This is a genomic window from Amycolatopsis kentuckyensis (genome assembly GCF_002155975.1).
In the GTDB taxonomy this organism is placed as follows: domain Bacteria; phylum Actinomycetota; class Actinomycetes; order Mycobacteriales; family Pseudonocardiaceae; genus Amycolatopsis; species Amycolatopsis kentuckyensis.
In genome coordinates, this window is record NZ_MUMI01000209.1 from 1 (window position 1) to 25,502 (window position 25,502).

A 25,502-nucleotide genomic window follows, 5' to 3' on the forward strand; every position below is an offset into this window, starting at 1 on the left:
CGAGCGCCGCCGCGGCGGCGTTCGTGCTCGGCGCCGGCTTCGGGGCCGCGGACGACGAAGGAGCCTTCGACGGCTCGTCCCCGGAAGAGCAGGCGGTCAACGCGGCAAAAGCAACAAAAGCGACAACTAGGGTACGCATGTTCGCACCCTACCTATGCCGTCGGCGCCCGGTATCGCCAGAAGGCCGGGAGCACGAACATCGACGCGCAGACGAGCACGATGACCAGCAGCCCGCCGACGCTCGCCGCGGCCGCGGTACCGAACGCGGCCGCACCCCAGCCGTGGGTGAGGTCGGCGATCCGGGGCCCGCCGGCGACCACGACCGTGAAGACGCCTTGGAGCCGGCCGCGCATCTCGTCGGTGGTCGCGACCTGCAGGATCGCCATCCGGTAGACGGCGCTGACCATGTCCGCGGCCCCGGCCAGCGCCATGAAGACGACGGCGAGCCAGAGCGAGTGCGCGAGCCCGAACCCGGCCACCGCGGCACCCCACGCGCAGATCGACACGACGACCGCGACGCCCTGGCGGTGGATGCGCGTCAGCCAGCCGGAGAACAGCCCGATCAGCATCGCGCCCAGCGGCAGGGCGGCGTAGAGCCAGCCGAGGGCGGGGCCGCCGCCGGGCGGGTCGCCGAAGGTGCGTTCGGCCATCTCCGGGATCAGCGCCCGCGGCATCCCGAAGACCATGGCGATGATGTCGGCGACGAAGGAGGCCAGCAGGATCTTCTGCCCGGCGAGGTACCGGAAGCCGTCGACGACGTCCCGGACCCCGGCGCGGCGCGAGGGGCCGTTGAGCGGCGGGATCGAGGGCAGCCGCCAGACCGCGAAGAGCGTGATGGTCAGGGCGACGACGTCGATCAGGTAGAGGGTGGACAGGCCCAGCACGGGGATCAGCGCCCCGGCGAGCAGCGGCCCGAAGACGGCGCCGAAGGTCGCCATGGTCGTGTTGAGGGCGTTGGCCGACGGCAGCAGTTCGGCGGGCACGAGCCGCGCGACAACGGCGCCGCGGGTGGGCATGTTGATCGCGAAGAAGGCCTGGTTGACGGCCAGCAGGCCGAGAACGAGCCACACGGAGCCGAAGTGCGCGAAGGCCTGCAGCCAGAGGAGGGCCGAGGTGATGGCGACGCCGACGTTGGTGACGAAGAGCAGCTTCCGCCGATCGACGGCGTCGGCGACGGCGCCGCCCCAGAGCCCGAAGATCAGTAGCGGAACGAGGGCGACCAGGCCGGTGAGGCCGACGTAGGCCGAGGACCCGGTGAGGTCGAAGACCTGCTTGGGCACGGCGACGGCGGTGAGCTGCGTCCCGACGGCGGTGACCACAGTGGACAGCCAGAGCCGCCGGAAGGCGGGGATTTTGAGCGGCCGCGTGTCGACGATGATGCGGCCGAGGACTTTGCGGATGCCCGAGCGGGGCGGCAAGGTCCCCGGTTCACCAGTCACGACACATCAGCTTAGCGGGGCTAACTATCCGGAGTCGCGTGATTTATGTCGCCCGGGGCCCTCGACGGCCCCGGGCGAACCGGAAGCTACGGCGCCACGCGCTCGATGTTCCACCCGTCGTCGTTGCGCACGAACCGCAGCCGGTCGTGCATCCGGTCCTCGCGGCCCTGCCAGAACTCGACCAGGTCCGGCCGGATCCGCCAGCCGCCCCAGTGCGGCGGCGCGGGGATCTGCTCGACGTCGGCGAACCGCCGCTCGATCCCGTGCAGCGCGTTGTCCAGCGCCCGGCGACCGTCGACCACCCGGGACTGCGGCGACGCCCACGCCCCCAGCTGGGACCCGCGCGGGCGCTGGGCCCAGTACTCCGCCGTCTCCTTGACGCCGACCTTCTCGACCTCGCCGCGGACGTGGACCTGGCGGTGCAGCGCGTACCAGGGGAACGTCACCGACGCGTACCGGGTCGCCGTCAGGTCGTGGCTCTTCGAGGACGTGTAGTTCGTGTAGAACACCACGCCGCGGTCGTCGAGACCCTTGCACAGGACCGTGCGGGACGACGGGCGGCCTTCGGCGTCCGCCGTCGCGAGCACCATGGCGTTCGGCTCCGGGATGCCCGCCGCGACCGCCTGGTTCAGCCAGCCCTGCAGCTGATCGGTCCAGGTGGCGGCGAGCGCGGTTTCGTCGAATGCCGCGCCGTCGTAGGCCACGCGCATTCCGGGAAGGCGTACTACGGCGTCTTCCACCTGGTCCTCGATCTCCGGCATCATCGCCAAACCTCCACGCCCGGTCGGGGCATCAGTCGACTTCGGCTCTAGGCACGTTAGGGCCTCGCGACCGGCAGCGGAACCCACCTAACGGTGACACCCGACACCCGGTTCCCGCCACCCGGCCGTAACCGCAGGACAACAAGCTGTAACCGCCGTGTTACCTGCCGGACCAGGATCGATACAGGACGCACCTACCTTCGGCCCGTTCCCCACCACCCCGGAGGCAGGCATGACCGAGACCCTGTCCAGCGCGGAAAAGAACGCCCCGCCGAAACGTCGCTACGCCCCGCTCGCGGCGAACGAAAACCGCGAGGACTACTCACTGCGCTTCGCCGCGCATTCGTTCCGGAAATGGTCGCCGTTCGTGGTCGCGACGACGGCGCTGGGCGGCATCGCCTACCTCGCCGACTTCGCGATCGGCGCCAGCATCGTCCTCTCCTACGGCTTCACCTCCGGCGTCCTGGCGATCCTCGCCGCGGCCGTCGTCATCTTCGTGACCGGCGTGCCCATCGCGGCCGCCTGCGCGAAGTCCGGAGTGGACATGGACCTGCTGACCCGCGGAGCCGGCTTCGGCTACTTCGGGTCGACGCTGACGTCGCTCGTCTACGCGAGCTTCACCGTCATCTTCTTCTCGCTCGAAGGCTCGATCATGGGCCAGGCCTTCGAGCTCGCCCTCGGCATCCCGCTGCCCATCGGCTACCTCCTGGCCACGCTCATCGTGCTGCCCTTCGCCCTCTACGGCATGGGCGCGGTCGCGAAGATGCAGACCTGGACGCAGCCGCTGTGGATCGCCGGGCTGGTGCTGCCGTTCGTCGTGGTGCTGGTCCGGGAACCCGGCAAGTTCGCCGAGTTCACCCACTTCGGGGGGACCGAAGGCGCCGGCGCCGGGTTCTCCGCGATCGGGTTCGGCTTCGGGATGGGTGTCGCGCTGTCGCTGATCGGGCAGATCGGCGAACAGGCCGACTACCTGCGGTTCATGCCGGAGAAGACGGCGGAGAACAAGCGGGCCTGGTGGGGCGCGGTGCTCGCGGCCGGCCCCGGCTGGGTGATCCTCGGGGCCGCGAAGCAGATCGGCGGCGCACTATTGGCGTTCCTCGCGCTCGGCGTCGTCGGGAAGACGCACGCGCTGGAGCCGATCGCGCCGTACCTCGAAGCGGTCAAGCCCGCGCTCGGGCCGGTGGCGCTGACGTTCGCCGCGCTGTTCGTCGTCGTCTCGCAGATCAAGATCAACACCACCAACGCCTACTCCGGCTCGCTGTCGTTCGCGAACTTCTTCTCCCGCGTGCTGCACAAGCACCCCGGCCGGGTCTGGTACGTGCTGGTCAACTGCGGGATCGCGCTCGCGCTGATGGAGTTCGGCGCGTTCGGCTTCCTGAACAAGATCCTCGGCTTCTACTCGAACGTCGCCATCGCGTGGATCGGTGCCGTCTGCGCCGACCTGGTGATCGCCAAGCCGCTGGGGCTGTCCCCGCGCTACATCGAGTTCAAGCGGGCCTACCTGCACAAGATCAACCCGGTCGGGTTCGGCTCGATGGTCGTCGCGTCGGCGGTGTCGATCGTGGCGTACTTCGGTGCGTTCGGGCAGTTCCTCGCCGCGTTCAGCCCGCTGCTCGCGCTGGTCATCGCCATCGTCCTGGTGCCGACGCTGGCCGTCGCGACGAAGGGGAAGTACTACCTGGCGCGGCCGAACACGGTCGCGGGCCCGGACACCGACGTCGACCTGCGGGCGACGCACACCTGCTCGGTCTGCGGCGACCCGTACGAGCTGCCGGACGTCGCCGACTGCGCGAAGCAGGAGGGCCCGATCTGCTCGCTGTGCTGCACGCTCGACAACACCTGCCACGACGTGTGCCAGACGACCGGCCCGGTCGCGCTCGGCCTGCCGGCCGTCCGGACGCCGTAGTGTCCGTGAGGGCCCTTTCCCGGCGTCCGCAGCCGGGAAAGGGCCCTCACGTGAGCCGGCTTCCCCCCAACTCCCCCTCCCGGCTCGACTGTTCCACGCCGGAGGGCGCGCCGGGGTTGCCCGGGATTTCCAAGATTTTTTCCGGGCGCATGATGGCCGCCAGCATCAGCGCGCGCAGCTCCGCGCCGACGTCCTCCACGGGCAGCGGCGGCTCGTGCGCCTGCCACTCGCGCAGCAGCCCGGTGGCCGCGCCGACCAGGGCGATCGCCGTCAGCCGGTAGTCGCGGTCGGGCGCCGCGCCGTGCTCGGCCGCGCGCCGCGCCTCCGTCTCGATGAAGGTCGCCCAGCGGTCGACCCACACCTGGTGCTGCTCCTCGAGCTCCGCGCTGACGCCGACGGCTTCGACGTAGTTGAGCCGCGGCAGCCGGGGGTCCACGGTGACCGTGTCGATGAAGACGTCCAGCAGCGTGGCGATCCGGGTCATCGCGTCGGCTTCGGCGACCTTGCCGAGCGCGGCGGTGACGTGCTCCAGCGCGAGGCTGTTGATGCGGTCGTGGAGGGTGCGCAGCACGTCCTCCTTGCCGGTGAACTCCTCGTAGAAGTTCCGCGTCGAGACGCCGGCGCGGGCGCACATCTCGGTGATCTTCGTCTGCCGGAAGCCGGCGGTGGTGAACAGCTCGAGACCGGCCGTGAGCAGCCGCTCGCGGCGGTCGGCGCGACGTTGTTCCGGTGCGACGCCGCCGTACGTGCGAGCCAACGAGTGTCTCCTCCTTCTGAGGGATTGCCGGATCCTACCGGGCTGGCTAGATTGTGAAAACTTCGATTACCAAACAGCCGGAGGCAACGATGCTTCGTCGGTTACTGGTCGCTGTCGCGCTCCTGTTCGTGACAGCCGCCCCCACGGCACACGCCGAACCGGGCGTCCTCCTGGAACAGCAGCCGACGACGGTGTTCGTCGGCCCCTTCCCGGCGCCGGTCAAAGCCTGGCACCTGCGGTACCGCTCGACGTCGGCGACCGGCGCGCCGAACGCGGTCTCCGGCACGCTGCTGGTACCGCCGACACCGTGGCTGCGCGGCGGCCCGCGGCCGCTGATCACGTACGCGGTCGGCACGCACGGCCTCGGCGACCAGTGCGCGCCTTCGAACCTCCTCGCGCACGGCATCGAGAACGAAAGCGCGTTGCTGGCGCAGGCGTTGACGCAGGGCTGGGCGGTCGTCGTCACCGACTACGAAGGACTCGGCACGCCGGGAACGCACACGTACGCGGTCGGGCAGTCCGAAGGCCGCGCGGTGCTCGACGCGGCGCGGGCGGCCTCCCGGGTGACCGGCGCGGGGCTGTCCCCGGCCGGCCCGGTGGGCGTGTTCGGCTACTCGCAGGGCGGCCAGGCCGCGGCGTGGGCGGCGGAGCTGCAGGCCACGTACGCGCCTTCGCTGAACGTCGTCGGCGTGGCGGCCGGCGGCGTCCCGGCCGACCTGAACGCGGTGTTCGCCGCCAACGACGGCGGCGCGGCGTTCGGCCTGGTCCTCGGCGCGGCGACGGGCTTCGCGGCGGCGTATCCGGACGTCCCGTTCGCGTCGATCCTGAACGACCGGGGCCGCGAGGCGGTGGCCCGGGTGTCGAAGGCGTGCACGGTCGAATTGGGTGCGGCGGCGCCGTTCGCGCACCTGCAGGACTTCGTGACGGTGCCGGACCCGATCCACGAACCGCAGTGGCAGGCCCGCCTGGCGGAGAACTACCTGGGCACGACGGCCCCGAAGCCGCCGGTGTACCTCTACCACGGAACGCTGGACGAGCTGATCCCGTTCAGCGTCGGAACGGCGCTGCGGGATCGCTGGAACTCCCTGGGCGCGAAGGTGACGTGGCAGGAGTTCCCGCTGCTGGAACACATCGGCGGGGTCTCGATCGGCGGCCCGGTGGCGATGACCTGGCTGGGCACGAAGTTCTGAAGTGTTCCGCTCGCCGGGGACGGACGCAGGGGGTCCTCCCCGGCGAGCGGCGCGAGCCGGCGAAACTGTCGGTGCTTCCCGGTAGCGTGGAAAACGGGGGCTGCTCAGAACGCCGCGACTCCCGCCTCGGCCAGTCCCTTCATCGCCGTGACAGCGTCCGGAGCCAGGGAAGTCACCAGCGTGCCCCCCGCGGCGAGCGGGCTCCGCGACCACCACGCCCCCGAAGCCGCCGCCTCTTCCGGGCCGCCGACCACCAGGTCCGTGGCCAGCACCCGACGCCCCGCCAGCACGGCCAGGCTCCCGTCCAGCCCCGCGTCGCCCACCGAAAGCGTCTGGCGCAGCACCGGCACCGAACCCCGGGTGACCGACAGCGACGTCGTCAGCGAACCCGGGCTCTCCCCCGCTCGCCCCAGCACCAGCACCTCCCGCGTGTGCAAGTACGCGTCGGAAGCCAGCGCAGCCCGGAAAACCGCACGGTGCCGCGCCCGCGCGGTCACCACCGTCGGCTCCGGCAGGTACTCCAGCGACCCACCCGGTTCGACCACGACGTCCACAGTGGACAACGATTCCTCGCCGTGCAGGCCGGGCAGGGCCAGCGTCGCCGCCACGCCCGACAGACGCACGGACGCGCCCGGCCCCACCCGCACGGTGAGCAGCAGGTCGTCCCCGCCCAACGGGGACGTCGCCGAGTTCACCAGGTGCACCACGGCCGTCGAACCCGAACGCCGGCGCGGGAACAACGTCAACGGCGCCATCGAGCGCAGCTCCCGCAACACCGTGCGCGAACCGTCGAAGCACGCCGTCAGCCGCGCGTGGGCCTTCACAGCAGGGAACGGACCCAGTCGGCGACCGCCGGTGCGTCCGGGGTGTCCACCAGGGACTGGGTGATCACCGGCAGCGAGCCCCGCATCCGATGCGCGTCCGACGTCATCACCTCCATGTCCGCGCCGACCAGGTGGGCGATGTCGATCTTGTTGATCACCAGCAGGTCCGCCGTCGTTACGCCGGGGCCACCCTTGCGCGGGACCTTGTCGCCGCCCGCGACGTCGACCACGAAGATCTGGCTGTCCGCCAGGCCGCGGCTGAACACCGCCGTCAGGTTGTCGCCGCCGCTCTCGATGATCACCAGGTCGAGGCCGGGGAACTTCTCCTCCAGCCGCTCGACCGCGTCGAGGTTCGCGGTGATGTCGTCGCGGATCGCCGTGTGCGGGCACGCGCCCGTCTGCACCGCCTCGATCCGCTCCGGGTCCAGCACTCCGGCCCGCCGCAGGAAGTCCGCGTCCTCCGTCGTGTAGATGTCGTTCGTGACCACGGCGAGCCGGATCTCGTCGCCGAGCGCGCGGCACAGCGCCGCGGTCAGCGCGGTCTTGCCCGAGCCGACCGGGCCGCCGATGCCGATCCGGTAGGCGCGGCCCGCGGTCGGTGCGGCGTCGTAGTGGTCGGGTTCCGCCGCGGTCGGGTCGAAGTTGACCTCGTGGAAGTGCCCGTGACCGTGACCTTCAGCTGGCAAAGAGACGCACCTCTTCCTGGTGGTGCCGGGCATGGGCCTCGGCGAACAGATCCAACGCGGGCGACCCCGGCGACGGCAGCGACGCCGGGTCTTCGCCCGCCACGGCCGCGGCTTCCGCGCACACCGCGGCGAGGTCCAGCCGCGCGACCACGGCGTTGACGGCGAAGGGATCCAGCCCCAGCAGCCGGACCGCGGCACTCGCCGGGCCGCTCACCGACAGGTAGGCGACGGCCATCGCGGCGTCGTACGGCGCCCCGCCCGCGACGCCGACCAGCGCACCCAGCACGATCGGGTGGTGCGGCCGCGGCGTCTCGGCCAGCAGCCCCTCCAGGACAGGCGAAGGCCAAGCGATCCGCCCGGCCCGCGCAGTCCCGCGGCCTTGCGCCCGGGAGGCCTCGCGCTGTGCGAGCGACGGCGTGCGCGCATCCAGTTCACTGTCCAAAAGGGACCAGTTTCCGCCGTTGACAGCGGCATGTGCGGAAGCAGCGGCGAAAACCGCGGCCAGGTAGCCCGCCGTCCGCAACCGTCCGGACAGGAATCCCGGGAGATCACGCACGGACGTCACCAGTTTCCGTGCGACGACCTCCTCCAGCCCGCCACTGTGGACGTGCCCGCCGCCGGGGAAGCGGGAGTCCGCGAGGATCAGCGCCGAAAGGTCCATCAGAAGAGGAAGTACCTTTGCGCCATCGGCAGTTCCGTCACCGGCTGCGGTTCGATCAGCTCGCCGTCGACGTGCACCGCGAAGCTGTCCGGCTCGACGCGGACGTCCGGTGTCGTGTCGTTGAGCACCATGTCCGCCTTCGTCCGCGCCCGCATGTTCGACACCGCGACCAGCGGGCGCGTGATCCCGAACGTTTCGCGCAGCCCACTGTCCAAAGCGGACGGCGCGACGAAGTGCAGGCTCAGCGCGGCCCCGATCGACGCACCGAACATCGGCCGCGCCATGACCGGCTGCGGTGTCGGGATGGACGCGTTCGCGTCACCCATCGCCGCCCACGCCGGGAAGCCGCCCTTCAGCACCACGTGCGGGCGGACGCCGAAGAACTTCGGCTCCCACAGCACCAGGTCCGCGAGCTTGCCGACCTCGACCGAGCCGATTTCGGTCTCCATGCCGTGCGCGATGGCCGGGTTGATCGTGTATTTGGCGACGTAGCGACGGGCCCGCAGGTTGTCGGCCGCGCCGTCGCCGGGCAGCGCGCCACGGCGGCGCTTCATCACGTGCGCGGTCTGCCACGTCCGGATGATCACCTCGCCGATCCGGCCCATCGCCTGCGAATCGGAGCTCATCATCGAGATCGCGCCCATGTCGTGCAGGACGTCCTCGGCCGCGATCGTGGTCGGCCGGATGCGGCTCTCGGCGAAGGCGAGGTCCTCGGGCACCGACGGGTTGAGGTGGTGGCAGACCACCAGCATGTCGAGGTGCTCGTCGAGGGTGTTGGCCGTGTGCGGGCGGGTCGGGTTGGTCGACGACGGCAGCACGTTCGGCAGCGAGACGACCTGGATGATGTCCGGCGCGTGCCCGCCGCCGGCGCCTTCGGTGTGGTACGCGTTGATCGAGCGCCCACCGATGGCGTCCACAGTGGACTCCAGGAAGCCCGCTTCGTTCAGCGTGTCCGTGTGGATGGCCACCTGGACGCCGGCTTCGTCGGCGACGGTCAGGCACGCGTCGATCGCGGCCGGCGTCGTGCCCCAGTCCTCGTGGAGCTTGAACCCGCCCGCGCCCGCCGCCAGCTGCTCGCGCAGCGCCTCGTGCCGGACGGTGTTGCCCTTGCCCAGCAACAGGACGTTGACCGGGTAACCGTCCATGGCGGACAGCATGCGGCCGAGGTTCCACGCGCCGGGCGTGACGGTCGTGGCCTTCGTGCCCTCGTTGGGCCCGGTGCCGCCACCGACCAAAGTGGTCAGTCCCGCGGCCAGCGCCGTGTCGACGAGCTGCGGGCAGATGAAGTGGACGTGGCAGTCGATGCCGCCCGCGGTGAGGATCTTGCCGTTGCCGGACAGCACTTCGGTGGACGGCCCGATGACCAGGGCCGGGTCGACGCCGTCCATCGTGTCCGGGTTGCCCGCCTTGCCGATGCCGACGATCCGGCCGTCGCGCACGCCGACGTCGGCCTTGACGACGCCCCAGTGGTCGAGGATCACCGCGCCGGTGATGATCAGGTCCGGCGCGCCCTCGGCCCGGGTCGCCGTGCCCTGGCCCATGGACTCGCGGATGACCTTGCCGCCGCCGAACAGGACCTCGTCGCCGGAGCCGCCGGGGCCCATCGAGCGGTCTTCGGTGACCTCGATCAGCAGGTCGGTGTCGGCGAGCCGGATGCGGTCGCCGGTGGTCGGGCCGAACAGCTCGGCGTAGCGCTCACGGTCGATCTGCGGCACTTCAGAACTCCCCTGCGAACTCGGATCGGAGCCCGGGCACCCGGCGGGCCCCGGCCAGGGGAACGAGGTCGACCTCGCGCTCGACACCCGGCTCGAACCGCACCGACGTCCCGGCCGGCACGTCGAGCCGGTGGCCGCGGGCGGCGTCGCGGTCGAACTCGAGGCCCGGGTTCACGGCCGCGAAGTGGTAGTGCGAGCCCACCTGGACCGGCCGGTCGCCGAGGTTCCGCACCAGCAGCCGGACGCGTGCGCGGCCGGGGTTCAGCTCGACCGGCTCGTCGCCGGGAATGATCTCACCAGGGCGCATCAGCTGCTCCTCACACGATCGGGTCGTGCACGGTGACGAGCTTCGTGCCGTCCGGGAAAGTGGCCTCGACCTGCACGGAGTCGACCATCTCCGGCACCCCGTCGAGCACCTGCGCCCGGGAGAGCACGGTCCGGCCGCTGGCGACGAGCTCGCTGACCGTGCGGCCGTCGCGGGCGCCTTCGAGGACGTGGTCGGTGATCAGCGCGACGGCCTCGGGGTAGTTGAGCCGGACACCGCGGTCCAGCCGCTTCCGCGCGACGTCGGCCGCCACGTGGATGAGCAGCTTGTCGCGCTCCTGCGGGCTGAGGTGCATGCGCTAGGTCTATCACCCGAAACGCGGCGGCGCCTGGTTCGGAAACACAGGATTTACCTGGGCTTCGTCACACTGCGTGGCGAAAAATTCTCCGGTCCGGGGGCTTCGGTGACTGAATCGTTCTCGTAATCGTGACCGAAACCACCGCATCTTTCGATTGCCAGTGGCCGGTCAAGAGAGCAAGGTCTATCCATCCGTGCGATGTGGCGCGCGTTCAGTGCGCTCAATCCCAACCGCGCGACCAGCACCAACCAGCCGGGGAAAAAGCGCACCGAAAGGTTCCGCGAAACAGTGACTACCTCCACGATCAGCAAGCCTCAGCCGTCCGGCCAACCCGACGACGGCTTCCGACCGGGTCTGGAGGGCGTCGTCGCCTTCCACACCGAAATCGCCGAACCCGACCGGGACGGCGGTGCGCTGCGCTACCGCGGCGTCGACATCGAGGACCTCGCCGGCAAGGTGACCTTCGGTGACGTGTGGGGCCTCCTCGTGGACGGCCGGTTCGGTCACGGCCTGCCGCCCGCCGAGCCGTTCCCGCTGCCGGTGCACACCGGTGACGTCCGGGTGGACGTCCAGGCCGCGCTGGCCATGCTCGCCCCGATCTGGGGCTACCGCCCGCTGCTCGACATCACCGACGAAGAGGCCCGTGAGCAGCTCGCTCGCGCCTCGGTGATGGCGCTGTCCTACGTCGCCCAGTCGGCGCGCGGCATCGGCCAGCCCGCCGTCCCGCAGACCCGCGTCGACGAGGCCCATTCGATCACCGAGCGGTTCCTCGTCCGCTGGCGCGGCGAACCGGACCCCGCGCACGTCAAGGCCCTGGACGCCTACTGGGTGTCGGCCGCCGAGCACGGTCTCAACGCGTCGACCTTCACCGCCCGCGTGATCGCGTCCACCGGCGCCGACGTCGCGGCGGCCATGTCCGGCGCCATCGGCGCGATGTCGGGTCCGCTGCACGGCGGCGCCCCGGCACGCGTGCTGCCGATGATCGAAGAGGTCGAGCGCACCGGCGACCCCGAGGGCCTGGTCAAGGGCATCCTCGACCGCAAGGAACGCCTGATGGGCTTCGGCCACCGCGTCTACCGGGCCGAGGACCCGCGGGCGCGCGTGCTGCGCCGAACCTGCCAGGAGCTCGGCGCGACCCGCTACGAGGCGGCCGCCGCGCTGGAGCAGGCCGCGCTGAAGGAGCTGCGCGAGCGGCGTCCGGATCACCCGATCGAGACCAACGTCGAGTTCTGGGCCGCGGTCATCCTGGACTTCGCGCAGGTCCCGCCGCACATGATGCCCGCGATGTTCAGCTCGGCCCGCACCGCCGGCTGGGCCGCGCACATCCTGGAGCAGAAGCGGACCGGCCGCCTGGTGCGGCCGTCGGCCAAGTACGTCGGCCCGGCGCCGCGCACCCCCGAGGACGTCGAGGGCTGGGAACTCGTCACCAAGCACTGACGCTCGTTCACGAACCGGCCGATGCCTCCGCGGCGCCGGCCGGTTCGTGGTGTGCGGTGGCGCCGAGCATGGCCGTGAGCTGGTCGACGAGCCAGGTGTCCAGTGACTCACGCGGCACGGTTCGCTCCTGCAGCCAGCTCAGCAGCGCACCTTCGACGACGGCCGTCCAGCAGCGCAGCGTGAGCGACAGCAGCGGTGATGGCTCGGAGACGTCGAGGGCGTCCAGGATCAGGGCCACCGCGCGGTTGCGGACCTCGTCGATCGCCGCGTCCGTCTCGGACGTCGCGATCACCGAACCGCTGCGCAGCAGGGCGATGTACCCCGCGCGGTAGTGGTCCGCGACGTCGATCAGGCCGCGGACGGCCGCGCGCAGCCGCACCTCCGGCGGCCCTTCGTCAAGGCCTGCCAGTCCGTCAATCAGCCCGTCGGTGACCGTTCGCAACGCTTCGACCTGCAATTCGCGCAGGTTCGCAAAATACCTGTAGAACAACGGCCGCGACACCTCGGCGCGCGCGACGATGTCGTCCACGGTGACCAGCTCGGGTGCCCGCGAGCCGAACAGGTCGAGCGCGGCGCGGATCAGGTCGTCGCGGCGGGCCTGCGGCGACATCCGCCGCGGCCGGCTCACGGTGTCAGATCCAGCTTCGCGGCTTTGCGGAGCAAGCCGGGCGTCAGTCGCGAAAGGACCAATGCGGCCTTCGCCTCCGGAGTGGACGGAGCGATCGCGATGTCCTTTTCCACGGCACGCAGGATATCCCGCGCCACCCCCTCGGGTCCGAACCCGCGCCGGGCGTACAGCTTCGAGCTTTCCTTCTGACGCCGTCGCTGTTCCTCTTCGGACACGCCGACGAACTTCGTCGTGTTGGTGATGTTGGTCTTCACGATCCCCGGGCACACCGCCGTGACGCCGATGTGGTGCGCGGCCAGCTCGGCCCGCAGGCAGACGCTCAGCGTCAGCACGGCCGACTTCGTCGTCGCGTAGGCGGAAAGGATCTTCGACGGCAGGTAGGCGGCCGCCGAAGCGAGGTTGACGATCTGGCCGCCTTCGGCGCGCTCGGCGAGCATCGGCGCGAACGCGCGGCAACCGTGGATCACACCCCAGAGGTTGACGTCGATGACCCGTTCCCAGTCCTCGACGGACGTGTCGAGGAACGGGCCCGACATCCCGATGCCCGCGTTGTTGACCACGATGTCCGGGATGCCGTGTTCGGCGCGGACCCGCTCGGCGAAGCGGTACACGGCCTCACCGTCCGAAGAGTCCACTGTGTACTCCGCAACGCCGTGGTCTTCCAGCAGCTTCAGCGTTTCCGTGGCACTGGACGCGTCGATGTCGGTGACGATGACGTCGGCGCCCCGCTCGGCGAACGCGAGCGCGGTGGCGCGGCCGATCCCGCTGCCCGCCCCGGTGACGACGACGAGCTTGTGCGCGAACGGCCCGGCGCCGGCCCGGGCTCGGCGCAGCCCACGGCTTTCGACGCCGGTCTCGGCGTACTCGATCAGTTCGGCGGCCGCGGCCGCCACCACCCGCGGCTTCGCCCTGGTCACCCAGTGCGTCCCGACGATCCGGCGGATCCACAGGTCGGGCGCCCAGCGGGTGACCTCGGTCTGCAGCGGCGTCGTGACGTAGGCGTCGCCGGTCGGAGCCAGCACCTGCACCGGGACGTCGGCGGGGCGCGGCGCGGGCCGCGACAACCGGGTGAACATGTTGGCGCGGTAGAGCTGGAGACCGTGCAGGCCATCGGACTTGTCCGGCGGCGCCGCGTCCGGCTCCATGCGCTGGATCTGCTTGCCCAGCAGGCCGGTGCGCCACAGCAGGTCCGGGATGACCGGGATCTGGAACGCCAGGATGTACCACGAGTGCAGGAACTGGTTCAGCGCGTTCTTGAGCCGCTTCGGCGTCGGGCGGCGCAGCTGGGCGCGGAACCACGCGCCGGCGTGGTCGAGGCTCGGGCCCGAGAGGGACGTGTAGGAGGCGACCCGCCCGCGCAGGCCCTCCCCGGTGACGGCGTGCCAGGTCTGGATCGAGCCCCAGTCGTGCGCGACCAGGTGCACCTTGCCGGTCGGCTGCACCGCCTCGACGACGGCCCGCAGGTCGTCGGCCAGCTGGTCCAGCCGGTAGGACGCGCGTCCCGACGGCTTGTCCGACCGTCCGGCCCCGCGAACGTCGTAGGTGACGACCCGGTGTTTCACCCCCAGCGCCGCGGCTACCCCGCCCCACATCGAGCTGTTGTCCGGATAGCCGTGCACGAGCACGACCGTGGGCCCGTCACTCCGGCCGTCGACGGTCACGGAGAGGCGGACACCGTCGCTGGCGGTCACCCACTTGTGAGACATTCTGTCATGTTAGACAACTTGTCAACAGTGGGTTCACCCGCGCGGCGGTTCCACAGGCTCGGATGTTCGGATTTTTGCTTGTATGACAGCGTTTTCGTGGTTCCACGGGAAACCAAGCCCGCGTGTCCACCGATCGGTGGACAGCCGGATTCCACTGGCCGTTGGTCGGATCCGGCGCCGCGAGCGGCCAGGCTTCGAGCATGACCACAGCAGTCAGCGTGCGCGGCCTGCGCAAGCAGTACCCCGGTCACCTCGCGGTGGCCGGGCTCGACCTGGACATCGCGCCGGGCGAGGTCTTCGCCCTGCTCGGCCCGAACGGTGCCGGGAAGACCACGACCGTCGAGATCCTCGAAGGCCACCGGCGGCGGACGGCGGGCGAGGTCACCGTGCTCGGCGAGGACCCCGGCCGGGCCGGCCGCGCCTGGCGGGCCCGGCTCGGCATCGTCCTGCAGACGGCGACCGACGCCGCCGAGCTGAGCGTCGCCGAGACCGTCCGGCACTTCGCGAAGTACTACCCCGGCCCGCGCGACCCCGACGAGGTGATCGACAAGGTCGGGCTGACCGAGAAGGCCGGGACGCGGGTCAAGGCGCTCTCCGGCGGGCAGCGCCGCCGCGTCGACGTCGCGCTCGGCATCATCGGGCGGCCCGAGCTGCTCTTCCTCGACGAGCCGACCACCGGCTTCGACCCGGAAGCGCGGCGGCAGTTCTGGACGCTGATCAGCGACCTCGCCGCCGAAGGCACCACCATCCTGCTGACCACCCACTACCTCGACGAGGCCGAAGCGCTCGCCGACCGCGTCGCGGTCATCGCCCGCGGCGAGATCGTCGCGCAGGACACCCCGCAGAACCTGGGTGGGCGGGCCGCCGCCGAAGCCACCGTGCGCTGGGTCGACGAACGCGGTGAGCACGTCGAGCGCACCGCGTACCCGACCAAGCTCGTCACCGAGCTCTCGGCTGGGGGTCGAGAGCTCGCCGGGCTGACCGTGACCAGGCCCAGCCTGGAGGACATCTACCTGGACCTGATCGGAGACAAGGCATGACCACCGCAGCATCCGGGGCTTCGCCCCAGGCCGGGGGCTCCGCCACCCGGAACCCCCGAAAAGCGGCTGCGGCCCTACCCGGCCCGCTCTCCCTCGGCCTGGCCCGCGGCGGCACCGAGCTGCGGCAGTTCTTCCGGAACAAGGAACAGGTGGTCTTCACCTTCTCCCTGCCCGCGGTGCTGATGATCCTGCTCGGGTCGATCCTGGACGGTCCGACCGCGCTCGGCGGCGTCACGTCCGGGCAGCTGCTGGCGGCCGGGATGATCGGCTCCGGCATCGTGTCGACGTCGTTCAACAGCATCGCCACCGGTGTCTCGGCCGACCGCGAAACCGGTGCCCTCAAGCGCCTGCGCGGCACGCCGATGCCGCCGGCGTCGTACTTCATCGGCAAGATGGCGCTGGTCGCGGTGTCCAGCCTGGCCCAGACGGTGCTGATGGCCGGGGTCGCCGTGCTGCTGTTCGGGCTGCGGCTGCCGTCCGACCCGGCGAAGTGGCTGACGCTGCTGTGGGTGTTCGCGCTCGGGATCGTCTCCTGCACGCTGCTCGGGATCGCGGTCAGCTCGCTCGCGAAGTCCACCAACGGCGCGGTCGCCATCGTGCAGATGCTCTACCTGGTGCTGCAGTTCATCTCCGGGGTGTTCGTCTCGCCGATCACGAACCTGCCGAAAGTTATGGTGGACATCGCGTCGTTCTTCCCGCTGAAGTGGATCTGCCAGGGGTTCCGGTCGGTCTTCCTGCCGGACGACGCCGTGAGGATGGAGATGGCCGGGGCATGGGAACTTCCGCGGGTGGCGCTGGTGCTGGCGATCTGGTGCGTGGCGGGAGCGGTGCTGGCGCGGCTGACGTTCCGGTGGACCGACGCGAAGTGAAGGACGCCTGGGACCGGTTCAACTGGCTCTGGGAAATCCTCTTCGCGGTCGCCTACCTGGCCACCACCACGCTGGTGCTCCTCGACGGCGCCGAACCGGTCCCCACCGCCGTCGCCGCCGGGGCGCTCACCGCGCTGGCGCTGGGCTACCTGCTGTGGGGCCGCCGGCTCGTCCGGGACGACGACTCGTCCATCCGGCAGCGGTGGGTGTTCGCCCTGCTGGTTCTGGTGCTGGTCGGGATCGCGATGTTCGCCGAGGGCACGTCCGGCTTCATCCTCTTCATGGCCTGCCCGCTGCTGTTCTCGACGCTCGAATTCCGGCCGGCGGCGGTCCTCACCACGGTGGCGATCCTGCTCAACCCCGCGGCGGCCGTCGTGAACGACGGGTTCACCGGGCCGACGCTGCACATCATGCTGCCGATGACGGCGATCCTGGTCGTCTTCGGCGTGCTGTGCGGCAAGTTCATCGGGCACGTCATCGACGAAAGCCGGGGGCGCGCCGACCTGATCGCGAAGCTCGAGGCGAGCCAGGCCGAAGTCGCCCGCCTCTCCCGGGAGGCGGGCACCGCGGCCGAGCGCGAACGGCTCGCCCGGGAGATCCACGACACCCTGGCGCAGGGGTTCACCAGCATCGTCACCCTCGCCCAGGCCATCGAGTCCGAATTGGACACCGACCCGGCCGCGGCGCGGCGGCACGCGGAGCTGGCCGCCCGGACCGCGCGCGACAACCTGACGGAGGCCCGCGCGATGGTCGCCGCGCTGGCCCCGGCGGACCTGGCGGCGGGCTCGCTCGTGGACGCCGTCCGGCGGCAGGCCGACCGGCTGGCCGACGAGACGGGCGTGCCGGTGGCGTACGAAGTGGACAGTGCGCTGCCGTCGATCGGCATGGCGGGGGAAGTGGTCCTGCTGCGGGGCGCGCAGGAAGCGCTGAACAACGTCCGGCGGCACGCGGCCGCGTCGGCGGTGTCGGTGCGACTGTCCGCTGTGGACGGTTCGGTGCGGCTGTCGGTGCGCGACGACGGCACCGGCTTCGACCCCGGCCACGCCGCGGGGTTCGGGTTGCGCGGGATGCGGTCCCGGGCCGAGCAGGTCGGTGGCAGACTGAGTGTCCGGAGTGGCCCGAGCGGCACCGAACTCACCCTGGAGGTGCCGGCTTGATCCGCGTCATGCTCGTCGACGACCACCCCGTCGTCCGCGAAGGCCTCCGCGGCATGCTCGAAGCGGAGCCGGATTTGACGGTCGTCGGGGAAGCGGGCTCCGGGGACGAAGCCGTCGCGCTCGACCGGGTCGCCGAGCCCGACGTCGTGCTGATGGACCTGCGGATGCCCGGCCTCGACGGCGTCGGCGCGACCAAGCGGATCCTGCGCGAGCGGCCCGGACGCCGGATCGTCGTGCTGACGACGTACGAGACGGACGCCGACATCCTGCACGCGGTGGAGGCCGGCGCGTCGGGCTACCTGCTGAAGGACGCGTCCCGAGCGGAACTGGCGAACGCGATCCGCGCGGCGGCCCGCGGGGAGACGGTGCTGGCGCCGTCGGTGGCCGGGAAGCTGGTCAACCGCGTCCGCAACCCGGAGCCGCAGCCGCTGTCGGCCCGCGAGGTGGAGGTCCTCCGGCTGGTCGCCAAGGGCGGCACCAACGCGGACATCGGCCGCGCGCTGCACATCAGCGAGGCCACGGTGAAGACCCACCTGCTCAGGGTGTTCGGCAAGCTCGGCGTCTCGGACCGCACCGCCGCGGTGACGACGGCAATGGCCCGGAACCTCCTCGGCTGAGCCCCACCCGGCCGTGCGGGAAGGGTCGACACGCGTGATCAGGAGGTCGACACGCGTGATCGGGAAGCCGACACGGCGACGGCACGAGCACCCGCCGTGTCGACCCTTCAATCACGCGAGTCGACCCTTCAATCACGTGAGTTGACTCTCCAATCACGCGAGTTGACCTTTCCTGCACGGGCCGGGACCTGCTTCGGGGGACCGCGCGCGGCAGAATGCCCCCATGCTTGCCTCGACCGAACTCGCCCTGCTCCGCCGGATCGCGCACGAGCAGGCCGCCTGCCGGGCTCCGTCGCTGGTCGCCGCCGTGGTGCGGGACGGGGAGATCGTCTGGTCCGGCGGCCGGGGGCGCGTCGGCGGCGAAACCCCGGGCACCGACACGCAGTACCGGCTGGGCTCGATCACCAAGACCCTCGTCGCCACCGCCGTCATGCGGCTGCGCGACGAAGGCCTGCTCGACCTCAACGACGCGATCGAAAAGCACGTCCCGGGCACGCCGTTCGGCACCGCCACCGTCGCCCAGCTGCTGTCCCACACCTCCGGCCTGACCTCCGAATCGCCCGGCCTCTGGTGGGAGCGGACCCCGGGCGCCGACTGGGACGCGCTGGTCGGCAGCCTCGCCGAGGGCGCGACCAAGCACCGGCCGGGCGCGCGGTTCCACTACTCGAACGTCGGTTACGGCGTGCTCGGCGAACTCCTCTCCCGGCACCGCGGCAAGGGCTGGCTCTCCGTGCTCGACGAGGAGGTCCTCGGCCCGCTCGGGATGACCCGCACCACCCCGCACCCGGTCGGCGCGCACGCCGAGGGCTTCGCCGTGCACCCTTTCGCCGACGTCCTGCTGCCCGAGCCGAGCCCGGACGCCGGCGCGATGGCCCCCGCCGGGCAGCTGTGGTCGACCGCGCGGGACCTCGGCCGCTGGACGGCGTTCCTCGGCGGCGAGACCGGCGGCGTGCTCGCCCCGGAAACCGTCGACGAGATGCGGACCATGATCACCGTCGACGACACCGACGTCTGGACGACCGGGTTCGGGCTCGGCCTGATGCTCGTGCGCTACCGGGGCCGCCGGTTCGCCGGCCACACCGGCTCGATGCCCGGGTTCCTCGCCGTGACGCTGGTCGACCCGGCCGCGCAGACCGGCGCGCTCGTGCTCACCAACTCGACGTCCGGCGTCGGCATCACCCAGCTGTGCCTCGACCTCATCACGATGACCGACGAGCTGGAGCCGCGGCTGCCCGCCGAGTGGCTGCCGTCGCCCGTCGACCCCGAGCTGCTCGCGCTGACCGGGCTCTGGCACTGGGGCCCGACGCCGTACCACCTGCGCATCCAGGGCGACGGGCTGCTGCTGCTCGCGCCGGTGGAGGGCGCCGGGCGCAGCTCGCGCTTCCGCGCCACCGGCAAGGACACCTACGTCGGCCTCGACGCCTACTACGCCGGCGAGACGCTCGAAGTGGGCCGGAACGCCGACGGCGTCGCCACCCACCTCGACCTGGCGACGTTCGTCTTCACCCGCACGCCGTACGACCCGGCCGCACCGGTGCCGGGCGGCGTCGAAGACTGGCGCTGAAACCGGGCCCCGCTCGCACCCCCAGGGTGGCGAGCGGGACCCTCAGTGCAGGGCGGCCGTGCCCGCCGCGTGGGCGACGGCGGCGGCGAACCGGTTGGCGAGGCGCTTGCCCTCGCCCCAGTCGAAGAGGCCGAGCTTCAGCTTCGTCAGGATGGTGAGCGTCGAGCCGCCCTCCGCCGGAGCCACCGACGCGGTGATCTCCTGTCCCCAGCTCAGGAAGCTCATGCCGGTGCGGCAGGACACGAAACCGCGCTGCGCGTCGTAGAACGGGCCCTGTCCGCCGATCGCCGCGACCCCGGCGGGGAGCGCGTTCCACAGTGCTTGCGGCGGCGCCGGGAAACTCTGCTGCACAGTCGTCACGGCCAGGGACCCTACCGGGGGCCCGAGGGGCCGGTAACCGTGTTTTTACCCCCACCGCGCCGGTGCCCGATGAACCCGACGGCGTAACTGTCCCCGTCCGGAAGGCCGGTGACGAGGTACTCCAGGGGCAGGCCCGCCAGCCACAGCCGCCGCCGGTCGCGCAGCTCGGCGGCGATGTCGGCGGGCACCGCGGGGAGGTGGAAGCGGATCCGGCAGTCCCCGGGCAGCACCGCCCAGCCGTCGACCGGCTCGCCCTCCCGCACGTCGAACGCCGCGGCCGTGACCGGCGTCCAGGTGCCGCTCGCCAGGTGCCGGGCCGGGAGGGCGAGGTCCGCGCGCCACAGGGCGAGCGCGACCACCGCGACCACGCCCGGCACCGGCAGGACCCACGGCAGCCAGCCCCCGGTCACGACGACGGCCGCGACCTCGGCCGCGAGCGCGAAGCCGCCGACCGCCCACACCGCCGCGGTGGCGAACGCGAGCTTCCACCGCAGCGCCGCCCGCCGCGTCGACGGCCGCTTCGGCAGCAGCTTGGCCAAACCGAACACCGAGGCACCGGCGAAGATCGAAACGAAGACCCCGGCGTAGACGACGTCGGAGCCGTGGGGCGGGTGTTCGACGAGCCCGGCGACGATCGCGGCGGCCACCAGGAGCCACAGCAGCCCGAAGCCGGCCACCTTCACGCCGCGGGCCGTCGACCCGGTGCGTGCTTCGCCGGTCGCCCACCACGGCAGGCGGCGGACGAAGACCAGGGCCAGCGTCGCCGCGAACCCGACCGGCAGCCCGATCGCCGTGGTGTCCGTCCAGCCTTGGACCGCGAGGTGCGCCGCGGCCAGCACGGCGAACCACGCCAGGAAGCGCCAGCGGGGTCGATCAGTCATCAGTTCCACATGTCGGACACCGCCGCACCCTTGTTAGCAGCCGCGTCCCGACCTGAGAGACTGGCCACATGACCGACGCTGAGTTGACCATCCCCGCCGACCTCAAGCCGGCCGACGGCCGCTTCGGCTGCGGCCCGTCGAAGGTCCGCGCCGAGCAGCTGAGTGCCCTGGCGGAGTCCGGCTCCACCTACCTCGGCACGTCGCACCGGCAGAAGCCGGTCAAGTCCCTCGTCGGGCGCGTCCGTGCGGGTCTGTCCGAGCTGTTCTCCCTGCCCGAGGGCTACGAGGTGATCCTCGGCAACGGCGGCACCACGGCGTTCTGGGACGCGGCCGCCTTCGGCCTGGTCCGCGAGCGCGCGCAGCACTTCACCTACGGCGAGTTCTCCTCGAAGTTCGCCACCGTGACCAAGGGCGCGCCGTTCCTGGCCGACCCGATCGTCGTCAAGGCCGAGCCGGGCAGCGCCCCGGACATCGCCTACGAAGCCGGCGCCGACCTGGTCGGCTGGGCGCACAACGAGACGTCCACCGGTGTCGCCGTCCCGGTCCGCCGCCCCGAGGGCAGCGAGGGCGCGCTGGTCGCGATCGACGCCACCTCCGGCGCCGGCGGCCTCCCGGTCAAGGCCGAGGACTTCGACGTCTACTACTTCGCGCCGCAGAAGTCGTTCGCCGCCGACGGCGGGCTCTGGATCGCGCTGGCCTCCCCGGCCGCGGTCGAGCGGATCGGCGAGATCGGCGGCGGCGACCGCTGGATCCCCGAGTTCCTGTCGCTGACCACCGCGCTGGACAACTCCCGCAAGGACCAGACGTACAACACCCCGGCCGTGGCCACGCTGTTCCTGCTCGCCGAGCAGATCGAGTGGATGAACGGCCAGGGCGGTCTCACCTGGACGACCTCGCGCACGAAGGACTCGTCGTCGCGGCTGTACGAGTGGGCCGAGAAGACGAGCTACACGACGCCGTTCGTGAAGGACCCGGACCTGCGCTCGCAGGTCGTCGGCACGGTCGACTTCAGCGACGACGTCGACGCCGCCGCGGTCGCGAAGGTGCTGCGCGCCAACGGGATCGTCGACACCGAGCCGTACCGCAAGCTGGGCCGCAACCAGCTGCGCGTCGGCCTGTTCCCGGCGATCGACCCGGACGACGTCACCAAGCTGACGCAGGCCATCGAGTACGTGGTCGAGCGGCTCAGCTGACCTGAGGCTCCTTGGAGGGGACCTCCGCCGCTGCCGCGGTGGGGGTCCCCTTCTTCGTGGTCAGGCGGCGGGCGCCGAACGCGGCGAGGGCCAGCAGGAGCAGGCCGAACAGTGCGTAGGACTCGGTGGCGAGCCACCAGCCCGCGGACGGCGCCGGGCGCGGGGCGAACCACATCGGGCCGGCGATGAACAACGCCAGTCCCGCGACGACGACCGCGGCCGCCACCCACCGGACCGCCCGGTCGAAGCGCCACGCGTACCACCCGGCGAGGACGAGGATCGGCACGCACCACGTCCAGTGGTGGGTCCACGAGATCGGCGACACGAGCAGCCCGCCGAGCGCGCAGGCGGTGAGCCCGAGCACCGGCTCGGCGGCGCGCACGATGATCACCGCGACCAGGGCCATCACGGCCAGCGCGGCCAGCACCCACCCGAACTCCGGCAGGCCGGCGCGCACGGTCAGGCCGTGCAGCGACTGGTTGCCGACGTAGTCGACGCCGCCGATGCGGCCCGCGTCGAAGACCAGCTTCGTCCAGTAGGTGAAGGACGCCGACGGCCGGATCAGCCACAGCAGCGCGCCGGCCACCACGAACCCGCCGACCACCCGCGCGGCCGCGCGGAAGTCGCGGCGGAACAGGAAGTAGACGACGAAGACGGCCGGGGTCAGCTTGATCGCCGCGGCCACGCCGATCAGCAGGCCCTTCGTCCGCTTCCGCTCGCCGGGCAGCAGGACGTCGAGCACCACCAGCAGCATGAGCAGCGCGTTGATCTGCCCGAAGCCCAGCGTCGAGCGCACCGGCTCGAGCAGGGCGCCCGCGAGCTGCGCGCCGATGGCGACCAGCGCGGCCACCGCCCGGCCGCGGACCTTCGTGGCGTCGGTCAGCGAGCCGTTGAGCGTCGCGACGTAGAGGTACGCGACCACGCCGGTCGCGAGGATCGACGCGATGCTGACCAGCTTCATCGTCACCGCGAACGGCAGCAGCGTGCCGGGCAGGAACACCGCCGCGGCGAACGGCGTGTACGTGAACGGCAGCAGGATCTGGTGGCTGGTCTGCACCCAGGCGTCGTACGGCGAGCCCTGTTCGGCCAGCGCCTTCGCGCCGCCGAGGTAGACCTCGAGGTCGAGGCCGTCGAACCGCTTGAGCACGAGCACCAGGACGACGGCGGCGATCTCGAGCACCGCGAGCGACCACACCAGTCTCCGCCCAGTGAGCTGCACGCGTCCCCCTCGAACCAGGTCTTCGACCGGCCGAGATTACCGGGCCCTCAGCAGCAGCCGTGCACCGGCAAGCGCACTGACCTGGCGTTCGCCGTCCCGGCCGGCCGGTTCGCGGCGGCCTCGGCGTCGGCGAGCATCCTGTCGAGCTTGGCCCGGTCGAGGACGCGGCCGCCGGTGACGACGGTGTCGATCCGCCGGACGGCGCGGATGTCGGCGAGCGGGTCGGCGTCGAGCAGCACCAGGTCGGCGACCTTGCCGGGGGTGATGGTCCCGGCCGTGTCCGCCCGGCCGAGGAACGCGGCCGCGTCGCGGGTCACCGTCTGCAGCGCCTGCCGCGGGCCGAGCCCGGCCGCGACGAGGAAGTCGAGCTCGTCGTGCAGGCTGAACCCCGGGAAGACGTACGGGTTCAGGCAGTCGGTCCCGCCGAGGAGGCCGACCCCGGCGCGGTGCGCCTCCCCGACGAGCCGCAGCTGCGCCTCGAAGTAGACTTCCTGCTGGGCGATCTGCTCGGGCGTGACCGGCGTGAACAGCGTCAGCCGGTCGGCCCAGAAGTCGAGGACCTCCCGGGGGACGAACTTGTTCCGCGGATCGTGCGCGAACGCGTCGGCGGGCCGGGAAATGACGCGGTTGACCGCGAAGGTCGGGCTGAGCCGGCTGCCGCAGGCCGCCAGGCCGGCGAAGTGGCGGGCCGCCGTGGCCGGGTCGTAGGCCTGCGCGGCCTGCCGGTCGAGCTCACGGGCCAGGTTGAAGAAGTCGCGCGGGGCCTTCGGGTCGAACGGCGTCGCGTCGAGCCGGGCGAGGAAGCCGTCCCGGTGGCTCGACGTGGCGATCGGCAGCCCGAAGTTGTGCTCGAAACTGCGCTGCCCGGCCCGGGCGGCGTCGAGGATCCGCAGCCGGTAGGGCCAGTGCCCGGCGAACGGCAGGCCGTGCCGGTGGCACTCGTCGGCGATCGCGGCGAACACGTCCCTCGGCAGGTAGAAGTACACCTTCACGAAGTCCGAGCGCTGCGCGACGGCGGTCCGGACCGCGGCCCGCGCCTCCTCGACGCTCCCGATCTTGGTGACCGGCGGCCCGAGCAGCGACACCGGGCCGTCGAGGATCGAGCTGGCCAGCACGACCCGCGGGCCGAGCAGCTCGCCGCGGACGATCTTGTCGCGGGTGACGCGGTTTTCGTCGTAGCCCTGCATCTCGCGGATGCCGGTGACGCCGTTGGCCAGGAAGAGCGGCGGCCAGATGTCTTCGTAGTCGATGCCGTGGGCGTGCATGTCCCAGAGCCCGGGGACGAGGTGGCGGCCGCGGCCGTCGATGACGCGCGCGCTCCCGCACCGCGGCACCTCCCCGGCGGGGCCGACCCAGGCGATCCGGTCCCCGACGAGCACGACGGCGGACCCGGGCCTCGCGGGCCCATCGGTGCCGTCGACCACGGTCACCCCGCTGACGACGACGACATCGGAGCCGGCGGCGGCGGCCTCCTGCGCAAAGACGGCGGGAGCCACCCCGGCGGCGGCCAGCCCCGCCCCCGCTGTAGTGAGCCACCGCAGGAAATCACGCCGGTTCGCCTCGACTCGCAGCACAGCCGCTCCGCCCTTCGATCGGCTCTCCCTTCCGGTCATCCAACACCCGGGCGGATGTGGTGGGGAATCTTCCAACGTGCTGGATGCCAGGTGAGGAGTAACTCGTCACCGGGTGTTCGTGCATGCTCGGACCCCGCGTGCGAGCGCCGCGGAATTGTCGGTGCCTGCCGGTAGAGTCGAAAACGGGGGGCGCCCCGGCAGCTCCGGCCCGCAGCCCTCGGGCCAGCGCCCGGGTCGGGCACCGCGTTCAGGCGAGCCATGCCGACCCCGCCAGCGCCAGCCAGCACCACGTCCACGCGAGCCGGGCCGACCCCACGAGCGCCGGCCAGCGCCGCGGATCCCGCCCGGCCCGCCTCAGCTCACGCCAGCGCCCGCGTGGGCGCCAGCTGAGCCGCGCGTACCGCCGGATTAGCCCCGGCCACCGCGCCCAGCCAAGCCAGGCCGACCCCGCCAGCGGCGGCCAGCACCACGCCCAGCCAAGCCAGGCCGACCCCGCCAGCGCCGGCCAACACCGCGTCCAAGCCAGCCAGGCCGACCCCGCCAGCGCCGGCCAACACCGCATTCAGGCGAGCCGGGCGGGTTCCGCGGCGCTGGCCGGCGCTCGTGGGGTCGGCCCGGCTCGCCTGAATGCGGTGTTGGCCGGCGCTGGCGGGGTCGGCCTGGCTGGCTTGGACGCGGTGCTGGCCGGCGCTGGC

24 protein-coding genes and 1 pseudogene are annotated in these 25,502 nt (G+C 71.8%); 9 read left to right on the forward strand and 16 right to left on the reverse strand.

The window, feature by feature from the left end; genetic code table 11:
- Nucleotides 1–152 precede the first annotated feature (152 nt).
- Nucleotides 153–1,418, reverse strand: coding sequence for an MFS transporter (locus CCN39_RS20820; RefSeq protein ID WP_208630285.1), 1,266 nt, complete (start codon nt 1,416–1,418; stop codon nt 153–155).
- A 107-nt stretch (nt 1,419–1,525) separates the two neighbouring features.
- Complete coding sequence (pdxH, locus tag CCN39_RS20825) at nt 1,526–2,203, reverse strand: pyridoxamine 5'-phosphate oxidase (RefSeq protein WP_086844428.1); 678 nt, start codon at nt 2,201–2,203, stop codon at nt 1,526–1,528.
- Nucleotides 2,204–2,432: 229 nt separating this feature from the next.
- Between pdxH and CCN39_RS20830 the strand changes: the two genes are divergently transcribed.
- Nucleotides 2,433–4,106 (forward strand): purine-cytosine permease family protein, encoded by a 1,674-nt coding sequence (locus tag CCN39_RS20830; protein WP_086844429.1) that lies wholly within the window; start codon nt 2,433–2,435, stop codon nt 4,104–4,106.
- A gap of 46 nt (nt 4,107–4,152) precedes the next feature.
- On the opposite strand, the gene CCN39_RS20835 is transcribed toward CCN39_RS20830, so the two are convergent.
- On the reverse strand, nt 4,153–4,863 hold the full coding sequence (locus CCN39_RS20835; protein ID WP_086844431.1) for a TetR/AcrR family transcriptional regulator: 711 nt from the start codon (nt 4,861–4,863) through the stop codon (nt 4,153–4,155).
- Between the two features lie 89 nt (nt 4,864–4,952).
- Here CCN39_RS20835 and CCN39_RS20840 point away from each other — a divergent pair, with 89 nt between their 5' ends.
- Nucleotides 4,953–6,053, forward strand: a complete 1,101-nt coding sequence (locus CCN39_RS20840; RefSeq protein ID WP_086844432.1) for a lipase family protein — start codon at nt 4,953–4,955, stop codon at nt 6,051–6,053.
- A 104-nt stretch (nt 6,054–6,157) separates the two neighbouring features.
- Here CCN39_RS20840 and CCN39_RS20845 read toward each other — a convergent pair whose 3' ends face one another.
- The 6 genes from CCN39_RS20845 to CCN39_RS20870 are packed head-to-tail and all read right to left on the reverse strand — an operon-like array spanning nt 6,158 to nt 10,559.
- On the reverse strand, nt 6,158–6,877 hold the full coding sequence (locus tag CCN39_RS20845) for an urease accessory protein UreD (RefSeq protein ID WP_086844434.1): 720 nt from the start codon (nt 6,875–6,877) through the stop codon (nt 6,158–6,160).
- Nucleotides 6,874–7,596, reverse strand: a complete 723-nt coding sequence (ureG, locus tag CCN39_RS20850) for an urease accessory protein UreG (protein ID WP_208630284.1) — start codon at nt 7,594–7,596, stop codon at nt 6,874–6,876. Before ureG ends, CCN39_RS20845 begins: the two co-directional genes overlap by 4 nt.
- Nucleotides 7,553–8,224 (reverse strand): urease accessory protein UreF, encoded by a 672-nt coding sequence (locus tag CCN39_RS20855; RefSeq protein ID WP_086844437.1) that lies wholly within the window; start codon nt 8,222–8,224, stop codon nt 7,553–7,555. The genes ureG and CCN39_RS20855 overlap by 44 nt, the downstream gene beginning before the upstream one ends.
- On the reverse strand, nt 8,224–9,939 hold the full coding sequence (locus CCN39_RS20860; protein ID WP_086844439.1) for an urease subunit alpha: 1,716 nt from the start codon (nt 9,937–9,939) through the stop codon (nt 8,224–8,226). The genes CCN39_RS20855 and CCN39_RS20860 overlap by 1 nt, the downstream gene beginning before the upstream one ends.
- A 1-nt stretch (nt 9,940) precedes the next feature.
- Nucleotides 9,941–10,246 (reverse strand): urease subunit beta, encoded by a 306-nt coding sequence (locus tag CCN39_RS20865; protein WP_086844441.1) that lies wholly within the window; start codon nt 10,244–10,246, stop codon nt 9,941–9,943.
- A gap of 10 nt (nt 10,247–10,256) precedes the next feature.
- Nucleotides 10,257–10,559 (reverse strand): urease subunit gamma, encoded by a 303-nt coding sequence (locus CCN39_RS20870; RefSeq protein ID WP_020641633.1) that lies wholly within the window; start codon nt 10,557–10,559, stop codon nt 10,257–10,259.
- A gap of 291 nt (nt 10,560–10,850) precedes the next feature.
- On the opposite strand from CCN39_RS20870, the gene CCN39_RS20875 reads away from it, so the two are divergent.
- On the forward strand, nt 10,851–11,999 hold the full coding sequence (locus CCN39_RS20875; RefSeq protein ID WP_086844456.1) for a citrate synthase 2: 1,149 nt from the start codon (nt 10,851–10,853) through the stop codon (nt 11,997–11,999).
- A 7-nt stretch (nt 12,000–12,006) separates the two neighbouring features.
- Here CCN39_RS20875 and CCN39_RS20880 read toward each other — a convergent pair whose 3' ends face one another.
- A complete protein-coding gene (locus CCN39_RS20880; protein WP_086844458.1) occupies nt 12,007–12,609 on the reverse strand; it encodes a TetR/AcrR family transcriptional regulator in 603 nt (200 codons plus the stop codon).
- A 14-nt stretch (nt 12,610–12,623) separates the two neighbouring features.
- Nucleotides 12,624–14,318 carry an SDR family oxidoreductase gene (locus CCN39_RS20885; protein ID WP_086844443.1) on the reverse strand — a complete coding sequence of 565 codons (1,695 nt, stop codon included), beginning with the start codon at nt 14,316–14,318 and terminating at the stop codon, nt 12,624–12,626.
- A gap of 215 nt (nt 14,319–14,533) precedes the next feature.
- Here CCN39_RS20885 and CCN39_RS20890 point away from each other — a divergent pair, with 215 nt between their 5' ends.
- The 5 genes from CCN39_RS20890 to CCN39_RS20910 all read left to right on the forward strand — a co-directional run bounded on the left by CCN39_RS20890 (nt 14,534) and on the right by CCN39_RS20910 (nt 19,580).
- Nucleotides 14,534–15,373, forward strand: coding sequence for an ABC transporter ATP-binding protein (locus CCN39_RS20890; RefSeq protein ID WP_086844460.1), 840 nt, complete (start codon nt 14,534–14,536; stop codon nt 15,371–15,373).
- Nucleotides 15,370–16,242, forward strand: a complete 873-nt coding sequence (locus tag CCN39_RS20895; protein WP_244210896.1) for an ABC transporter permease — start codon at nt 15,370–15,372, stop codon at nt 16,240–16,242. The genes CCN39_RS20890 and CCN39_RS20895 overlap by 4 nt, the downstream gene beginning before the upstream one ends.
- Nucleotides 16,239–17,399 (forward strand): sensor histidine kinase, encoded by a 1,161-nt coding sequence (locus CCN39_RS20900; protein ID WP_086844464.1) that lies wholly within the window; start codon nt 16,239–16,241, stop codon nt 17,397–17,399. Before CCN39_RS20895 ends, CCN39_RS20900 begins: the two co-directional genes overlap by 4 nt.
- Nucleotides 17,396–18,016 carry a response regulator gene (locus tag CCN39_RS20905; RefSeq protein ID WP_086844444.1) on the forward strand — a complete coding sequence of 207 codons (621 nt, stop codon included), beginning with the start codon at nt 17,396–17,398 and terminating at the stop codon, nt 18,014–18,016. The genes CCN39_RS20900 and CCN39_RS20905 overlap by 4 nt, the downstream gene beginning before the upstream one ends.
- A 223-nt stretch (nt 18,017–18,239) precedes the next feature.
- Nucleotides 18,240–19,580 (forward strand): serine hydrolase domain-containing protein, encoded by a 1,341-nt coding sequence (locus CCN39_RS20910; RefSeq protein ID WP_086844446.1) that lies wholly within the window; start codon nt 18,240–18,242, stop codon nt 19,578–19,580.
- Between the two features lie 42 nt (nt 19,581–19,622).
- Here CCN39_RS20910 and CCN39_RS20915 read toward each other — a convergent pair whose 3' ends face one another.
- Nucleotides 19,623–19,940, reverse strand: coding sequence for a hypothetical protein (locus CCN39_RS20915; RefSeq protein WP_244210898.1), 318 nt, complete (start codon nt 19,938–19,940; stop codon nt 19,623–19,625).
- Nucleotides 19,941–19,951: 11 nt separating this feature from the next.
- On the reverse strand, nt 19,952–20,821 hold the full coding sequence (locus CCN39_RS20920) for a hypothetical protein (protein WP_143264098.1): 870 nt from the start codon (nt 20,819–20,821) through the stop codon (nt 19,952–19,954).
- Between the two features lie 68 nt (nt 20,822–20,889).
- Here CCN39_RS20920 and serC point away from each other — a divergent pair, with 68 nt between their 5' ends.
- Nucleotides 20,890–22,014 carry a phosphoserine transaminase gene (gene serC / locus CCN39_RS20925; RefSeq protein WP_086844452.1) on the forward strand — a complete coding sequence of 375 codons (1,125 nt, stop codon included), beginning with the start codon at nt 20,890–20,892 and terminating at the stop codon, nt 22,012–22,014.
- Here serC and CCN39_RS20930 read toward each other — a convergent pair.
- The 3 genes and pseudogenes from CCN39_RS20930 to CCN39_RS51100 all read right to left on the reverse strand — a co-directional run.
- Complete coding sequence (locus tag CCN39_RS20930) at nt 22,007–23,233, reverse strand: glycosyltransferase 87 family protein (RefSeq protein ID WP_244210900.1); 1,227 nt, start codon at nt 23,231–23,233, stop codon at nt 22,007–22,009. The genes serC and CCN39_RS20930 overlap by 8 nt on opposite strands.
- A gap of 47 nt (nt 23,234–23,280) precedes the next feature.
- Entirely contained in the window at nt 23,281–24,807 is a 1,527-nt protein-coding gene (locus tag CCN39_RS20935; RefSeq protein WP_244210902.1) for an amidohydrolase family protein, read from the reverse strand.
- Nucleotides 24,808–25,166: 359 nt separating this feature from the next.
- Nucleotides 25,167–25,502: pseudogene (locus CCN39_RS51100) on the reverse strand (hypothetical protein); the annotation flags it as partial.

Excerpts from the sequence above, each read along its gene's own strand:
- CCN39_RS20865 (WP_086844441.1), bottom strand. The coding sequence starts at position 10,246 with ATGCGCCCTGGTGAGATCATTCCCGGCGACGAGCCGGTCGAGCTGAAC.
- CCN39_RS20890 (WP_086844460.1), top strand. The coding sequence starts at position 14,534 with ATGACCACAGCAGTCAGCGTGCGCGGCCTGCGCAAGCAGTACCCCGGT.
- serC (WP_086844452.1), top strand. The coding sequence starts at position 20,890 with ATGACCGACGCTGAGTTGACCATCCCCGCCGACCTCAAGCCGGCCGAC.
- CCN39_RS20920 (WP_143264098.1), bottom strand. The coding sequence starts at position 20,821 with ATGACTGATCGACCCCGCTGGCGCTTCCTGGCGTGGTTCGCCGTGCTG.
- CCN39_RS20880 (WP_086844458.1), bottom strand. The coding sequence starts at position 12,609 with ATGTCGCCGCAGGCCCGCCGCGACGACCTGATCCGCGCCGCGCTCGAC.
- CCN39_RS20910 (WP_086844446.1), top strand. The coding sequence starts at position 18,240 with ATGCTTGCCTCGACCGAACTCGCCCTGCTCCGCCGGATCGCGCACGAG.
- pdxH (WP_086844428.1), bottom strand. The coding sequence starts at position 2,203 with ATGATGCCGGAGATCGAGGACCAGGTGGAAGACGCCGTAGTACGCCTT.
- CCN39_RS20855 (WP_086844437.1), bottom strand. The coding sequence starts at position 8,224 with ATGGACCTTTCGGCGCTGATCCTCGCGGACTCCCGCTTCCCCGGCGGC.
- CCN39_RS20840 (WP_086844432.1), top strand. The coding sequence starts at position 4,953 with ATGCTTCGTCGGTTACTGGTCGCTGTCGCGCTCCTGTTCGTGACAGCC.
- CCN39_RS20895 (WP_244210896.1), top strand. The coding sequence starts at position 15,370 with ATGACCACCGCAGCATCCGGGGCTTCGCCCCAGGCCGGGGGCTCCGCC.
- CCN39_RS20870 (WP_020641633.1), bottom strand. The coding sequence starts at position 10,559 with ATGCACCTCAGCCCGCAGGAGCGCGACAAGCTGCTCATCCACGTGGCG.
- ureG (WP_208630284.1), bottom strand. The coding sequence starts at position 7,596 with ATGCCCGGCACCACCAGGAAGAGGTGCGTCTCTTTGCCAGCTGAAGGT.
- CCN39_RS20830 (WP_086844429.1), top strand. The coding sequence starts at position 2,433 with ATGACCGAGACCCTGTCCAGCGCGGAAAAGAACGCCCCGCCGAAACGT.